This is a genomic window from Ruegeria sp. D1(2025), assembly GCF_056536425.1.
The window spans coordinates 55653-70102 of record NZ_JBQFPO010000014.1 but is presented as its reverse complement, the minus strand read 5'-3'; the positions used below and the strand labels follow the sequence as shown (position 1 = coordinate 70102).

12 protein-coding genes are annotated in these 14450 nt (G+C 61.2%); 5 read left to right on the top strand and 7 right to left on the bottom strand.

Annotation, left to right across the window (positions count from 1 at the left end; all coding sequences use genetic code 11):
* Window positions 1-13: 13 nt before the first annotated feature.
* Together ACR1XU_RS21105 and ACR1XU_RS21100 are read right to left on the bottom strand one after the other, a co-directional pair.
* A complete protein-coding gene (locus ACR1XU_RS21105; RefSeq protein WP_480915687.1) occupies window positions 14-1036 on the bottom strand; it encodes a ParB/RepB/Spo0J family partition protein in 1023 nt (340 codons plus the stop codon).
* A gap of 77 nt (window positions 1037-1113) precedes the next feature.
* Window positions 1114-2541 carry an AAA family ATPase gene (locus tag ACR1XU_RS21100; RefSeq protein WP_480915686.1) on the bottom strand — a complete coding sequence of 476 codons (1428 nt, stop codon included), beginning with the start codon at window positions 2539-2541 and terminating at the stop codon, window positions 1114-1116.
* A gap of 387 nt (window positions 2542-2928) precedes the next feature.
* Here ACR1XU_RS21100 and ACR1XU_RS21095 point away from each other — a divergent pair, with 387 nt between their 5' ends.
* The gene (locus ACR1XU_RS21095; protein WP_170682253.1) at window positions 2929-3936 is read left to right on the top strand and encodes a replication initiator protein A; all 1008 of its coding nucleotides are present in this window, start codon (window positions 2929-2931) and stop codon (window positions 3934-3936) included.
* Between the two features lie 84 nt (window positions 3937-4020).
* Here the strand turns inward: ACR1XU_RS21095 and ACR1XU_RS21090 are convergent, their stop codons facing one another.
* From ACR1XU_RS21090 to ACR1XU_RS21075, 4 genes are all read right to left on the bottom strand, one after another.
* Window positions 4021-4224 (bottom strand): hypothetical protein, encoded by a 204-nt coding sequence (locus ACR1XU_RS21090; RefSeq protein ID WP_170616960.1) that lies wholly within the window; start codon window positions 4222-4224, stop codon window positions 4021-4023.
* Window positions 4225-4619: 395 nt separating this feature from the next.
* On the bottom strand, window positions 4620-5990 hold the full coding sequence (locus tag ACR1XU_RS21085) for a nucleotide sugar dehydrogenase (RefSeq protein WP_170817338.1): 1371 nt from the start codon (window positions 5988-5990) through the stop codon (window positions 4620-4622).
* A gap of 221 nt (window positions 5991-6211) precedes the next feature.
* On the bottom strand, window positions 6212-7387 hold the full coding sequence (locus tag ACR1XU_RS21080) for a glycosyltransferase family 4 protein (protein WP_480915685.1): 1176 nt from the start codon (window positions 7385-7387) through the stop codon (window positions 6212-6214).
* A gap of 46 nt (window positions 7388-7433) precedes the next feature.
* Window positions 7434-8519 (bottom strand): NAD-dependent epimerase/dehydratase family protein, encoded by a 1086-nt coding sequence (locus ACR1XU_RS21075; RefSeq protein WP_480915684.1) that lies wholly within the window; start codon window positions 8517-8519, stop codon window positions 7434-7436.
* A 159-nt stretch (window positions 8520-8678) separates the two neighbouring features.
* Here ACR1XU_RS21075 and ACR1XU_RS21070 point away from each other — a divergent pair, with 159 nt between their 5' ends.
* Both ACR1XU_RS21070 and ACR1XU_RS21065 read left to right on the top strand, forming a co-directional pair.
* Complete coding sequence (locus tag ACR1XU_RS21070) at window positions 8679-9734, top strand: Gfo/Idh/MocA family protein (protein WP_480915683.1); 1056 nt, start codon at window positions 8679-8681, stop codon at window positions 9732-9734.
* A complete protein-coding gene (locus ACR1XU_RS21065; protein ID WP_480915682.1) occupies window positions 9731-10651 on the top strand; it encodes a glycosyltransferase family 2 protein in 921 nt (306 codons plus the stop codon). The genes ACR1XU_RS21070 and ACR1XU_RS21065 overlap by 4 nt, the downstream gene beginning before the upstream one ends.
* A 7-nt stretch (window positions 10652-10658) precedes the next feature.
* Here the strand turns inward: ACR1XU_RS21065 and ACR1XU_RS21060 are convergent, their stop codons facing one another.
* Window positions 10659-11801 carry a glycosyltransferase family 4 protein gene (locus ACR1XU_RS21060; RefSeq protein ID WP_480536761.1) on the bottom strand — a complete coding sequence of 381 codons (1143 nt, stop codon included), beginning with the start codon at window positions 11799-11801 and terminating at the stop codon, window positions 10659-10661.
* A gap of 219 nt (window positions 11802-12020) precedes the next feature.
* Between ACR1XU_RS21060 and ACR1XU_RS21055 the strand changes: the two genes are divergently transcribed.
* Together ACR1XU_RS21055 and ACR1XU_RS21050 are read left to right on the top strand one after the other, a co-directional pair.
* Window positions 12021-13286 carry a glycosyltransferase gene (locus ACR1XU_RS21055; protein WP_170808180.1) on the top strand — a complete coding sequence of 422 codons (1266 nt, stop codon included), beginning with the start codon at window positions 12021-12023 and terminating at the stop codon, window positions 13284-13286.
* 42 nt (window positions 13287-13328) lie between these two features.
* Window positions 13329-14441, top strand: coding sequence for a formylglycine-generating enzyme family protein (locus ACR1XU_RS21050; RefSeq protein ID WP_480915681.1), 1113 nt, complete (start codon window positions 13329-13331; stop codon window positions 14439-14441).
* Window positions 14442-14450 lie beyond the last annotated feature (9 nt).

Genomic DNA, 14450 nt, shown 5'->3' with positions numbered 1-14450 from the left:
CGCGCGCGAAACATCAGTTGTCGCGCGCGTGCAGCCAGCTTCGCAAGTCTGCAAGGAATGTCTCGGTCATCCCCCGCCCCGACAGGGTGATCTGCGCCCCGTTTCGACTCTGCTTCAACTGAATGTCTCCAATTGTCTCCTTGGGCGGTGCAATAGACTCTGATACGGCTGATTTCGATCGATCCGAACCGTAACCGTTCACAGCCCGTGTCAGAGCCGACAGTTCCGCGTCGCATGTTTCGGCCCGGGTATGATCCAGCTTTCCGGCAAGCTGGCGCGCGGCCTTCGGATCATCCTTCAGGACCTTCGCAATCGACAACCCCAACCGCTCGGGGATGGCCGAGGCAAAGCGCAGATGTTCATCCAGCGCGTGATAGATCGCAATGAACGAGCCGATCTTCGACCGCTTGGCACGGCTGGCGGATGCGAACAGCCCGCGCAAAGCAGCGGCCTCATCCGGGTAAACCCCCTGCTCCGCCGCGCGCGCCACGATCCGGGCACGTTCGTAATAGCTCAGCCCGACCCGGATCTCGTTTTCCTCGACCATGGCCACATAGGCGTCCGAGGCGCTCTGAGGTTGTCTGAGGAACGCCCGCACGGTTTCAAACCGCGCCTCGCCCGTCTCCTGCGCCAGCGCCCGCAACGCGGTCATCCGACGCCAGCCGGAAATCAGGCCATACCGCCCGCCCTCCAGCTCGACAACCTCGATCGGGGTTTGCTGTCCGCGGGCCTTCAGACTTTCCTTCAAGGCCTCCATATCCGCATCATCGGCGGCCAGGCGGTCGCGTACCAGATAGGTTTCCTCGACAGTATCCAGCGGCAGGTCCTGCACCAGACGCCCTTCGGCGCGGGCCGCACGCAATTCCCCGGACAGCTCTTCCAGCGCGGCCTGTGCCGCCGTGGCACCTGCCACCTGCGCAACAGGAGGCGCGGATCGTGGTGCCTCAGGGGCAAACATGGATTGCGCCCCGATGGCTGGGCGGGTGTCGTCCAGATAATCCGACCGGGCAGGGGTCAGTCGCTTTCGTTTTGCCATCACATTCTCCTTTTCCTGCGCGGATCAGACTCTGCACCGGGCACCGCTGATCGTGTTTCGCGCGCGAAACATCCCGCTTAAAGCGTCAGTTCCGGCGTTTCTGCCGCTTCGGCTTGCCCAGCCAGCTCCTCGCCCCGCCAGACGCCGATCAGCAGCTTCTTGAACGAGGCATAGGTGGCGTCAAAGGTTTCGCGCCCGCGCACATAGGTCTCACGGTTGAAATCGCGGTAATCGGCCTCGTAGATGCCGTTGACCTGTTCCCCGGCCTGGCCGATCAGCGCCGTGTAGCCTTGCCAGTGCGGTGACAGGGTGCGGCCCAGATAGGCCTGCATCAGCCCGGCCAGCTCTGCCTGCTGGCTGCCGTCATAGCGGGTGATGACCGTGCGCACTGCATCCCACTGAAAGGCCATCTCGGGCCGTCCCAGCGCGCGGGCGGCCATATTCTCCCCCTCTTCAATCGACTGGAACGTGGAATGCAGCATGTCGAAGAACCGGCCCGTGGAATCGAACTCCAGGAACGATGCACCCATGGGCACCAGCAGAATATCCGAGGCCGCCAGCCCGTTGATCGTCAGATAACCCAGGGCAGGGGGGGTATCGATGAAGACGATGTCATACTCATCCAGCACGCCATCCTCTTCCAGCGTTTCTGTCAGCGCATCCCACAGCTTCCAGCTGCGCCCCTGCATGCGCCAGACCGGGATCTGGAACTCGGCCCAGTAAAGGTTCAGCTGTGCACCGATCAGATCAATGTTGGGCCAGTGGGTTTTCTGGATCAGATCGCCGCCGCGCAGTTTCAACGCATCCGACAGCGTGTCGTCGATCGGATGCGGGGCCTCGCCCCGGTCAAGCCGTCCCTGATTGTCCCGGCGCAGATGGGTGGCATAGTGGCGCGCCAGCAGGGGGAACACCGTCTGCCATTCATCGGTCACCTTGCCGCCGAAGATCGAAGTCATCGACCCCTGGCTGTCCAGATCGATGACCAGCACCCTGTAGCCATCCAGAGCGGCGGACATGGCCAGATGGGCACAGGTCGAGGTCTTGCCGACACCGCCCTTGAAATTTGCCACCGAAACGATCTTTGCCGGCAGCCCCTTGGGGCGATAGGGGCGATATTCTTTGGCCTTGGAGCCTTCCGAGGCGAAATGCGTCCGCAGGCGCAGCACCTCGTCCAGTGTGAACCACTTGGCGCCGCCTTCGGTTTCGGATCGCCCCTGAGGCAAATCCGGGTTGGCCTTCAGGACCCGGCGGAAATGAGCAGGGGCAACGGGGATCAGATACTTGGTGATTTCCCAGGTCGAAAACAGCCGCAGTTTTTTGTGCCCGCCTTCTTCCAGACCCCGACTGGCCAGGTCCGCACGCCCTCGGGCGCACGCATCGGCAATGGCTGAGAAATCATGGGTTCCGGTCGGGTTCCCAAGTTCTTCATAAGCCAGATCCGGGTCGATATTGAAATACGGGGGAAGCCCCTCGGATGTGCCTGCTCGCATTGAAATTCTGCCCATGTGCTATGTTTTCCCCAATATACCACAAAAGACAGCATGCGAAAGCATTATGAGTACAAGACTGGGTTTTCTAAGCAAAAATAAGGGGTAATTGCTGGTTGAGACGGTGCTTTGAAGCGCGATGCAAAAAATTGTTCAGTTAGAATCTTGTTATTTTATTAGTTACATTGCTGGATCATCGTTCTTAAACATAAGAAAAAAAAAGGTTTTTCGTGTTTTTTGGTACACCAAGTGAATCTGATCCCACGAAAGGGTGACTCTGAACCCACGTTGCAGTGACTCTGAACCCACGATCCGGCGGCTTTACGCCTCCTGTGGATAACTTTACGGTAAGCGTCAATAAAACCACGAACGAAGATTCGGGCAGGAACATATGGGCAGGGCAGTATGAGCGGGTCAGGGGCGTTGTTGCCTGACCGGCATCCAACGGGTGATTTTTTTGTATGCGATATCTTCGATGCGCTGCCCAAGACCGATATGGGGTCGATGGAGCATCCGATGTTTTCGCTCTCGACCCGACCGGATCGGCGGATCCTGAATTACGAACATAACGGGGTCGAGATCACGGTAACGCCTTCGGTGCGGGGTCTGGCGACGATCCATGACAAGGACATCCTGATCTTTTGCATCAGCCAGCTGATGGCGGCGATCAATGCCGGCCGGACTGTCAGCCAGGTGTTGCATCTGAAGGCGCATGATCTGCTGGTGGCCACCAACCGCGAGACCAGCGGCGACGGCTACAAGCGCCTGCGCGAGGCGTTCGAGCGGCTGGCAGGAACCCGGATCACCACCAACATCGTCACCGGCGAGAAAGAGACCACCACAGGCTTTGGCCTGATCGAAAGCTGGGAGATCGTCCGCCTTACCCGGGCGGGCCGGATGGTCAGCGTCAGCGTGAAACTGTCCGACTGGCTGTTCCGCGCGGTGTTGGCAAAATCGGTGCTGACGCTCAGCCGCGATTACTTCCGCCTGCGCAAACCGCTGGAGCGGCGGATCTACGAGTTGGCGCGCAAGCATTGCGGGCGTCAGCCCGAATGGCGGATATCGGTCGAGGTGCTGCTGAAGAAGTCGGGTTCGGCGTCACCCCGGCGGGTGTTCCGCAAGATGATCCGGGACATGATCGCCGCCGATCATCTGCCCGATTACGAGATGACCGAAGAGCCCGGAGACCTGATCCGCTTCTCGCGCCGGGGTCAGGTGGTCGAAGGGCCGGACAAACCGGTTCTGCCATCTGGGGCGCTGGAGGAGGCCAGGGCGATGGCACCGGGTCGCGATGTCTATGCGCTGGAGGCGGACTGGCTGGCCTATTGGGCCGCGTCGGGGCGTCCGCAGATCAGAAATCCGCAGCGGGCCTTTCTGGGATATGTGGCCAAGCGGGTCGCGGGGCGGGACTAAGGCGCGCGGAATTACGGGCGCCTTGCCATGCGTTTGCAACAGCAATGAAAGATGTCCCGGCGGTTTCCCGGGTGTCACAGGTGCTCAGCCCGAATAGGCGTGATCCTGTTCCCGCGTCTGCGGCTTGAAAGACCTGATGGCGAAGATCACGAGGCCGGCCGCAAGAATGAACACCCAGCCTGACAGCATATAGATCCCCAGCACCATCAGGACGGACATACCGGAGTACAAAGCAATCCCACTGGCACCCAGGCCGACAAGGACAGCTATTCCGAGAATTCCCATCATGTTATCCGGTCCTCCGGCATTGGTTTTGGCCGCGTCAGTTTCCAAAGTGGCCGTAGTTGTGCCACCGGGTGAGTGCCCGGTATGATTCCGCGCCGGAATCATGGCAAAACTGTGAACCACCTTGGGTTAAAATTTGGTTATTTTACCTGACGGGGCTTTGCCCCAACTACTCGTTCGACACTGCCTGTTTGCAGACATTGGAATGTTGGGTGCACTATTTCGCAAAAATTTTATGGCGGCAATCCGTGGCCACCCAAACCCTCAAAACGTGCAAAGCTCCGCCGATTGGCGCGATTTCATGGGTCCGAAACACGCCGAAACGGGTGTATTGGGGCCTAATTCCCTGTCCGTCCGCCTTTTTTGCGATCCCGGTTCCCGGGATATGGCCGGGCTGATCACATCTTTACCAGACGCCCGTCCGCCACCCGGATTCCCTGTTTTTCGAAAACATTGCGGGTGTCGAACACCAATGCCGCCTCGCGTGCGACCAGATCGTAATCCGGCGCGCTGTGATCGGTGATGACGGCCACGGCGGCATAGCGTTTCAGGGTTTCACCCGTCAGCGGCTGCGAGGTCCGCCCGGCCAGCTGCGGGTATTCGCCGCCTTCCGGCAGGCAGGGGAAATACGGATCGTGATAATCGACCCCGGCCCCCAGCTTTTCCAACTCGTCCAGCAGCACCAGCGCCGGGCTGCGGCGGGTATCCTCGACATCGCGCTTGTAGGCGATGCCCATCAGCAAAATCCGCTGCCCGGTCAGGGGCTGCCCGGTTTCGGCCAGCGCAGACCCGTTGCGCGCGGTCAGTTCCGCGGCCATCCGGGCCGCCAGCATCTCGGGCACCGCGTCATTGCTGGTGCGGGCCAGATTGATAAGCGGCGTATCAGATCCTGCATCCGCGGCGCGCCAGGCCAGATAGGCCGGAGACACCGGGATGCAGGCCCCACCAATGCCGGGGCCGGGATAGAAGGGCATGAAGCCGAACGGTTTGGTGGCCGCGGCCTCAATCACCTCCCAGACATCCACGTCCATCGCTTCAAGCGCGGTCTTCAACTCGTTGACCAGCGCGATATTGACGGTGCGAAAACTGTTTTCGACCAGCTTCACCGCCTCGGCGGTGGCGGCTGAACTGACCGGCACCGCGCTGGTGACGATGGCGCGGTAGAAATCCTCGACCAGTTGCCGCGACAGCGGATCGTCGGCACCGACCACCTTGGGAATGCTGTGCGTGTCGAACTTGTCATTGCCCGGGTCTTCCCGCTCGGGCGAGAAAGCCAGGAAGAAATCGGACCCTGCCCGCAGACCGCCCGCCTCGAGGATGGGCTGAACCAGCGTGGTCGTGGCGCCGGGCCAGACGCTGCTTTCCAGCACCACCATCTGACCGGGGCGCAGATGCTGCGCGATGGTCTGCGCGGCCGCCACGACAAAGCGCATGTCCGGGTCCTGTGCATCGGTCAGCGGGGTCGGCACGCAGACCAGCACGATATCGGCGTCAGTCAGCGCGGCGGCATCCTGCGTTGCGCGGAAGCGCCCGCTGTTCACCGCCTGCGCGATCCGGTCCTGTGCCAGATACGAGATGACCTGATCACCCTGATTGATCCGCGCAACCCGGTCGGGGTTGAGGTCGACGCCGGTGGTGTCGAACCCTTCGTCATAGGCGGTCAGCGCCAGCGGCAGGCCGACATAGCCCAGTCCCACCACGGCAACCCGCGCGTCGCGCGCCGCAATACGTTGTCTGAGGGACTGATGATGTGAGGTTTCGCAGTTCATAATCTATCCTGGTCGTGCAAAGTCAGACTGAAATCAATTCGCGGCAAAGCCTCCGGGAATTCCGGCCCTTTCCACGGATAGGGCGGAACGAGAGCGAATCCAATAGATTTGTCAGCCCGGTTCAAGAGTGCGGCACTGCGTTTCCAAAGCAGGCCTAATTTTCAGCCATGGAAGGAATTGTTGAGGTTTTCCGTGGAAAGTGAATCGGGACGATATTTTTATTATTTCGGGCGCAGGGCGCGCCGGAAAGACTCTTCCGCTAATTCTGCGCCTTTGTCCCAGCTGAAGTTCGCAGCCTGTGCCAGCGCCTTTTGCGACAAGTCGTTCTGAAGGCCGGGTTCGGTCAGCAGCCGGATGGCCTGATCCGCCAGGGCCTGGCTGGACAGAGGGTCGAAATACAGCCCGCCATCGCCCACCACCTCGGGCAGGCTGCCGCGATCCGAGGACAGAACCGGGGTGCCGCAGGACATCGCCTCAAGCGCGGGCAGGCCGAACCCTTCCCACAGCGAAGGGAACACCAGCGCATCGGCGGTATTGAGCAGGGCGGCCAGATCCGGGTCGTCGATTTCACCGGTGAATACGATGCTTTCGGACCGGGCCGCATCGGCCGCGGCGCTGGCTTTCAGGTCTTCGATGTTGTCCCAGAACCGCGCGCCGGTCGTGCGCCCGACGATGGCCAGACGCGTTTCCGGAACCTGTGCCAGAATCCGAGGCATGGCCTCAATCAGGCGCAGCACATTCTTGTGCCGGTTGAAGCCACCCAGATAGACCAGCAAGGGGGCGTCGGACGGGATTCCATAGGCCTGCCGGGCCTTTGTTAGAGCCGATTTGTCCTGAGATGGTCGAAAAACGGGTTCGGCCCCCTCCGTGATAATGTCGATCCGGTCACGGGGAATGCGCAGGATCTGCGTCAGATCATCTGCCGAGGCATCTGATATCGTCATCACCCGCGTTGCCTGCATCTTGGCCAGCCAGCATTTCGCCTGCCACAGCCTGAAATTCAGTCGTTTGGGAAAGATCAGATCGGGAAAGCGTTCGGGGATCGTGTCGTGATAGCACACCACGGTGGGGCGCCGGGCGGGCAGGGGGAAATAGGAATAAACCGCCGGATAGAAGAACACGTCGCAGTCGATACGCCGGGCCGCCCGGGCCATTGTCAGCAGATCGGCACCGCCCCGGGCCCTGGCACCCGAAGATGCCTCGGACATGGACAAATCAGACCCTGCAACAAGTGTTTCGACCCCGTCCGGCACGGGCCGCGTTGGTTCCTGATCGAATAATAACGTATAGCGAAAGCCGCTATCGCGGGCGGCCAGAGCAGCGATCAGATTACGGGTGAAGCGGCCAAAGCCACGTTCGTTTTCCCAAGGCGTTGCATCAACGGCGATATGGATCAAATGTCTTCATCCCTGAAATGATTAAACAATCTTATATGCAGCGGCATCATTTACCATAGCGGGCCAGCAGATAGGCACGGGTGGCGGCCAGTCCGGCCTCAAGGTCATGCGCGGGTGTATAGCCCAGCCGGGTCCGGGCATGATCGATCCGGCAGCGCCCCCTGGTTGAAAACAGTTCCAGTATATAGCGATCTGGGTGCATCTCGCTTTGTGCGGGCAGAAACCCTTTCACTTTGTGGACCAGCTTTTCGAACCTTTCCCGTCCGATCCAGGTTCGCGCGGCGGCACTGATCCGGGCGGCCAGCGGCGGTGTGTCGGGGATCTCGCCGGGTTCTTCCGGTGGCAGCCCGTCTTTGAGGGTTGCAAGGGGGACATGGCGCACGCTGCCATGGCCGATGATATCGGCATGGCCGGTCAGAAAATCCGACCAGGCAAAGGGGTCTGCGCCCGAGATAATGAACCTTTCCCGCCCCAGGTCTTCCAGCACGGCGGCGCGCAGCATGGCCTGCACCAGATCGTCGACGAAAACGGCATTGCACAGCCCCTCGGGGTCCGGCAGCACCACGCTGCCCGCTGCCATCCAATCCGCAGGCCGGTCGGTCCACAGCATGCTTCCGGGGCCATAAACCAACGTCGGCTGCAGGATCGCCGCCGGGCATTTCCCCTGTATCAGAGCCTGTTCCATCGCCATTTTGGCCTGCCGGTACGGGGTGCCTCCGGCACGGGACAACGGGCTTTCCTCGGTCAGGTCCTCCTGCGGCCAGCCGTCATAGACGACGATCGAACTAATATGGATGATCCGCCCAACCCCGGCGGTTTCCGCTGCTGTTCTGAGCGTATCGAAAGCGGCAAGATTGTCTGCCGCAGGCGCGCGCATGTCATAGGCAAGATGAAACAGCACATCCTGATCCCGCAGTGCGGTTTCCATGGTGGCCCTGTCTCCAAGCGATCCGGTCATGACCTGCGCGCCGATGGCCTCGAGCGCGCGCGCGCCGTGACGGCTGCGCAGCAGGACGGTGACGCTGGCGCCGGTCTCCAGCAGGGCGGGAACAAGCCGTTTGCCGACAAAGCCGGTTGCGCCGGTCACGAAGACGGCCTTGCCCTTCAGGTGGTCCGATCCGGCGATGTTCACGGCGTCATGTCCCTTTGCGATTCCGTTGTGCCGGCAAGCGCCGTCATTCAGAAACCTAGCGTGGAGGCAGCGCCTATGCTACTCCGCTTGCAGGTGAATTGTTGTTAGAGATGCCGGGTACAGCCCGTTACGTGCCCGCGATTGTTAATGAGGAATTGAATGAAGATCGGTGTGATCGGAGCGGCCGGAAAGATCGGCCAGATGCGGGTTCAGAACATTCTCGAGTCTCCTGATGCCGAACTGGTAGCGGTTCTGGATCTGGAATTTCATCGTGCCGTGGCCGTGGCCGACGGTGCACCCGCCTTTACCGATCTCGACCGGTTTTTTGCCACCCCGATGGATGCGGTGGTGATCTCGACCCCCGCGCATGTGCGCGAACCGCTGTGCCTGCGCGCCTTTGCCGAAGGGCTGCATGTGCTGACCGAAAAGCCGCTGGCCCCGACCGTGGAAGGGGCAAGGCGGATCGTTGCTGCGGCGGAAAAGGCAGGCAAGGCTTTGGGGGCCGGGTTCAACATGCGCTACTACCCGTCATTTGCGCATGTGAAAGAGGTCGCGACTTCGGGCGAGATTGGCGAAATCGACCATGTTCGGGTCTATGGCGGCCATGACGGACTGGGCCATTTCACCCATGACTGGGAATATCAGGCCGAGTTCTCAGGCGGTGGTGCCCTATGGGATGTGGGCATCCACATGACCGACATGGCGCGCTTCATTCTGGGCGAAATCACCAGCGTTTATGGGGTGGCCAGCAACAAGGTCTGGGACGTGCCGGGGTCCGAAGACAACGCGATGGCGATTTTCAAGAACCCCGATGGCATTGCGGCAATCTATCAGGCCTGCTGGAACGACTGGAAAGGGTATCAGAGCGTGATCGAGGTTTACGGATCGCACGGCATGGTGCGCGGGGCCTATGCGCCGATGCAGAACCTTGTCATCACCATGGACAAGCCGGGCGGCGCGCCCAAACGGGTGCGTAAATTCTATCCGGAAATCATGGTGCGCGAGAAACTGAAATCCTGGAAGACGACCGCCATCCTGTCCTTTGGCGAGGAACTGGCCGATTTCATCCGTCTGACCCGGGGCGAGACCGGCCTGAACTGCGCCGATGGTCACGCAGGTCTGCGCGCGGTCGAGATCGCGGCGGCGGTGCCGGAAAGCACCCGTAGCGGTCAGCCGGTCATACTGGACAATCTGGGGGACATGAAAATCCGATGAGCAGCGATCCAACCCTTTCCATTGTTCTGACCATTGTACAGGGCGGCAGCTATGTGCGGGATTTTCTTGAAGCAGTGCGCAGTTTCGACGACCCGCCGCCGCTGGATGTGATCATTCCCTATGACGCCAGCGTCGCGGATGTGGCGCAATACGCCGATGACTATCCCGAAGTGCGATTTCTGGACCTTGGCGTCATCGACCCCGTCCGCCCGATCACGTCCGAGGCGGGCAAGCACGAGCTTTACGACCGCCGCCGTTCGGCGGGGCTGGCTGCCGCAACGGGCGACATCATTGGCATTCTCGAAGATCGCGGCCTGCCGCAATCCGACTGGGCGCGCACCATCGTGCGGCTTTATGCGGAAACCGGCAAGAACGTGATCGGCGGCGCGATTGAATGCATGGAACCGGTCAGCCCGCTGAACTGGGCCTTCTACGTCACCGATTTCGGCCGTTACGGGCGACCGTTTGACACCGGCCCGGCGGACTGGGTGTCGGATGTGAACCTGACCTACAGCCGCAAGGCATTGGATGAGACGCAGCACCTGTGGAAAGACCGCTATCACGAGCCGATCGTGCACTGGCACCTGATCGAACAGGGCGAGGAACTGTGGCTGTCGAACGAAGTAGTCGTTCATCACCATCGCCCCAAGGCAACCTTCCGGGAATTGCTGCCCGAGCGGTTCGATTGGGGCCGTTTGTTTGGTGAGATCCGGGTGCGCAATCAAAGCAATGCAAAACGCCTGATGCTGATCCTGGCGGGGCCGCTGATCCCGCCACTGCTCTGGGTGCGTCACTACAAGCTGCAGGCCAGCAAGGGGCGGGGGATGCGGTACCTCAAAGCACTGCCCTATGTCATGCTGCTGTCGACCGCTTGGACGCTGGGCGAGGTCTGGGGCTACATCACCAAACGCCCCTGATCTGCTGTCACCTTTGGCGGTTCGCCAGATCGTAATAGGTCTTTTCGAACTGGCGATGCACCCAATCCGGGTCGAACCGGTCTTCGCGGCTGCGTTTCAGGGCGTTTTCCGCAAGGGCGCGGCGGCGGTCTTCGTCTGACAGGACGTCCGCAACCGCCGCGCAGATCGCGTCGATATCGCCGATGGGCACGACCGCGCCAACGCTGTCGTCGATCAGTTCGACAACCCCGGAACAGGCGGTGGCCACGGCCGGGGTGCCGGCCTGGAACGCTTCGGCGATGGTGAAGGGCAGCGCTTCCCACCGCGAGGTCAACAGGAACAGGTCTGCCGCGCGCAGATGCCGGATCGGCTTGTCCGTGCGGCCAATGAAACGCAGGTGCTTGCCGAGGCCCTTTTCCTGCGCCAGCGCATGCAGTTGCGCCTCATCCGGTCCGTCGCCTGCTACGATGAAACGGTAGCCCGGATGCGTCTCCTTCATCTGCGCGACGCAGTCGATCAGGATGTCGATCCCTTTCTGCGGCAGCAGGCGGGCCAGCGTGACGATCACCCGCTCGCCATCCCCAAGCAGTTCGGCGCGCAGCTTTGCGATCTCGTCCGTGCTGTCGTCGGGCGGTGGTGTCACGCCCAGCCCGATGACCTTCAGTTTGTCCTGGGGCACGTTCCCAATCGTGGCCAGATCCTCGGCCGAGCGGTGGCTTGGCGTGATCACCAGGTCGCATTTCGCGGCAATCCGGCCAAAGGCGGCGATCCGTTCAGGTTCGGACCCGTGATAGGTGACGGCCACCGGAATGCGCCGCCCGGTGCGGGCCAGGTTGGCGACCAGCGCAGGCGCGGATTCATGGCAATGGATCAGATCAGCCGGGTTGTCCGCCAGCCAGCGCCGCAACCGCCAGGCTGCGACGGCTGTGTGGCGCAGCCGGTTGGCGATGCTGCCGCCGTCACCCGCGACATAACGGGTGGGCAGGTCCAGAAACCCCGATTGCCGGTCCGGCCCCGCCCAGATATCCGCCGTTCCCGCCAGCGTGACGCGATGGTTTCGTGCCTGTAACCAGTCACTCAGCCCAAGGATATGCCGGGTGATACCGCCCATGCCGAATTGGGTGCCCATCTCGACGACATGCAGGGGATTTTTTGGGGGGACGGTTTGCATTTGAAACGGGGCCGGACCAAATTTCTGAACGATTTCCCAACCATACCATCTGCATTGCGTTTGCCCATGTCATGGTCGACCCTTGCCGCAGCCCATATTTTTTTGCAGCATGTCCGCAACACCGGTGGTGAACCGGGGGTCCGTGCGGCTTGGGGCTTTTGCTTGTTACGGGGATCGTGTTTCATACCGGAAAGTTATTGGTAATCCGGTACAATTCGCATGCAGTCGTTGCGCATTCTGATGTTCACCACATTTTACCCGCCCTTTTCCTTCGGTGGCGACGCCGTAGGTATTCAGCGCATGGCCCGGGCGCTGGTGGCGCGGGGGCACGATGTGACGGTGGTGCATGACGAAGACAGCTATCTGATCCTGGGCGGCAAGCCCCAGCCCGAAGGGCCGCCTGACGGGGTGCGGCGGATCGGGTTGCGCAGCCGCAATGGGATGATGTCGAACCTGCTGACCCAACAATTGGGCCGCCCGGTGGTCCATGCCGCCCGTATCCGCGAGATACTGGCCGAGCGACAGCCGGATATCATCTGGCACAACAACACCTCGCTGATCGGCGGACCCGGCCTGCTGTCGATGGGCGAGGGGCTGAAGATCTATGAGGCGCATGAACATTGGCTGGTCTGTCCCACCCATGTTCTGTGGCGGCACGGGCGCGAGCTGTGCGAGGATCGCCAGTGCCTGCGCTGTGTGCTGAATTACAAACGCCCGCCGCAGCTGTGGCGGTATACCGGCGCGCTGGACCGGGCGCTGGATCATATGGATCTGATCATCGCCAAAAGCGAATTCAGCCAGACCAAGCATCGCGAATTCGGATTGCGTCAGGACATGCAGGTGCTGCCCTATTTCCTGCCCGATCTCGACCAGGACGCGCTGCCGGAACCGGCCACGCATGAGCGTCCCTATTTCCTGTTTGTCGGACGGCTGGAAAAGATCAAAGGGCTGCAGGACGTGTTCCCGGCCTTCGACCGCTACCCGGATGCCGACCTTCTGATATTGGGCGATGGCGACTACGCGGATGAGCTGAAAAAACAGGCTGCGGGCAATGACCGGATCAAATTCCTGGGCCGAAAGACGCCTGAGGAGCTCAACGCCTATTACCGCGGTGCTATCGGGCTGATCGTGCCGTCGGTTTGCTATGAAACCTTTGGCATCATCCTGATCGAAAGCTTCCGGTTGGGAACGCCGGTGATCGCCCGCCGCCTGGGGCCGTTCCCCGAGATCGTCGAACGGGCGGGGGGCGGATCGCTTTTCGAAACCCGGGACGATCTGATCGCCGCCATGCGCGCGTTGCAGCATCAGCCGGATCGCCGCGCGGCGCAGGCCGCCGCTGCACGCAAGGCTTTCGTGGACATCTGGCATGAAGCCCCGGTGCTTGAAGCCTATGGTGCAGCGCTGGCACGCGCGGCGCATGAGAATGGAAATCAGGCGCTGGCCCGTGCGCTGGAGGCGGGGGCCTTTGAAACCGGAACCGGATAGTCGGACAATTACAAAGTTGCCGGGCCGTAAGGGGGGATTTTTATGCAGCTCAATAACGCTTCGAACACACGGGATGGCGGGTCCTGGCTTGGACGTATCGTCCGATGGACGCTGCGGTTGTTTGGGACAATGCTGTTCGGGGTTCTGCTGATTGCACTGCTTGCGGTCGTCGTTGTTGCGGCGGTCGTGATCGCCAATACGGCGGTGCGCGATCTCAATACCACCTTACGGAAAACCGAAGAGCACGAGGAACTGCCCGAGCCGGATCTGTCGGGGATCCAAAGCGCAGCCCTTTTTGCAGCCGCCCAGTTTTTTCCGCTGCGCCAGCCCGGGGATGAGACGGTCGGACCGGGGCGTGTTTTCCGCGACTGTGCCGACTGCCCGGACATGGTCGAGATTCCCCGGGGCTATTTCCTGCTAGGCTCTCCGATTTTTGAGGACGGGCGGTTTGTGCATCTTTTTGATTACCCGCCGCTTCGGCGCCAGTTGAAGCATGCCAACAGGGAAGGTCCGCGACGCCTTGCCCGTATCCCGCGCCCTCTGGCGTTTTCGCGCTATGAAATCACCTATGGACAGTGGCAGCAGGCCCAGGCGGACCCGGACTGGCAGACGATCACCGGGCGCGAACCCTACTCTCCCGACCTGGGGGTGGATTATCGGCCCGATCAACCCATGACTATCGTCGACTGGAGCGATGCAAAGGCCTATGCCGCATATCTGAGCGCCAGAACCGGCCAGACCTATCGCCTGCCAACGGATGCGGAATGGGAATATGCCGCCCGGGCGGGCACAGTCACCCGGTTTCCATGGGGAAACGATATCGGGAAGAACAACGCCGCTTGTGTCAACTGCTCGTCCATATGGACCGAACGCGGGCCGGGGCCCGTTGGCCTTCACCCGCCCAACGGGTTTGGATTATATGACATGCACGGCAATGGGTTCGAATGGGTCGAGGACTGTTTCGAAGATTACCATGACCCCGTAAAGATCGACGGTTCCGCTTTTGTCGAGGACGAAGAGTGCGAGTTCCGGACAATTCGCGCAGGCGGTCCGTCTGCACCGGCATGGCAGAACCGTTCCGCGTTTCGTGTCGGCCCGCATTATTATAACCGAGGCCATGGGCATGTGATCCGTCTGGTGCGGGAACTGGATTGACCGGGTTAT

Bases quoted from the DNA above. Each gene is read 5' to 3' on its own strand.
- ACR1XU_RS21105 (WP_480915687.1), bottom strand. From the start codon at position 1,036: ATGGCAAAACGAAAGCGACTGACCCCTGCCCGGTCGGATTATCTGGAC.
- ACR1XU_RS21100 (WP_480915686.1), bottom strand. From the start codon at position 2,541: ATGGGCAGAATTTCAATGCGAGCAGGCACATCCGAGGGGCTTCCCCCG.
- ACR1XU_RS21095 (WP_170682253.1), top strand. From the start codon at position 2,929: ATGAGCGGGTCAGGGGCGTTGTTGCCTGACCGGCATCCAACGGGTGAT.
- ACR1XU_RS21090 (WP_170616960.1), bottom strand. From the start codon at position 4,224: ATGATGGGAATTCTCGGAATAGCTGTCCTTGTCGGCCTGGGTGCCAGT.
- ACR1XU_RS21085 (WP_170817338.1), bottom strand. From the start codon at position 5,990: ATGAACTGCGAAACCTCACATCATCAGTCCCTCAGACAACGTATTGCG.
- ACR1XU_RS21070 (WP_480915683.1), top strand. From the start codon at position 8,679: ATGAAGATCGGTGTGATCGGAGCGGCCGGAAAGATCGGCCAGATGCGG.
- ACR1XU_RS21065 (WP_480915682.1), top strand. From the start codon at position 9,731: ATGAGCAGCGATCCAACCCTTTCCATTGTTCTGACCATTGTACAGGGC.
- ACR1XU_RS21060 (WP_480536761.1), bottom strand. From the start codon at position 11,801: ATGCAAACCGTCCCCCCAAAAAATCCCCTGCATGTCGTCGAGATGGGC.
- ACR1XU_RS21055 (WP_170808180.1), top strand. From the start codon at position 12,021: ATGCAGTCGTTGCGCATTCTGATGTTCACCACATTTTACCCGCCCTTT.
- ACR1XU_RS21050 (WP_480915681.1), top strand. From the start codon at position 13,329: ATGCAGCTCAATAACGCTTCGAACACACGGGATGGCGGGTCCTGGCTT.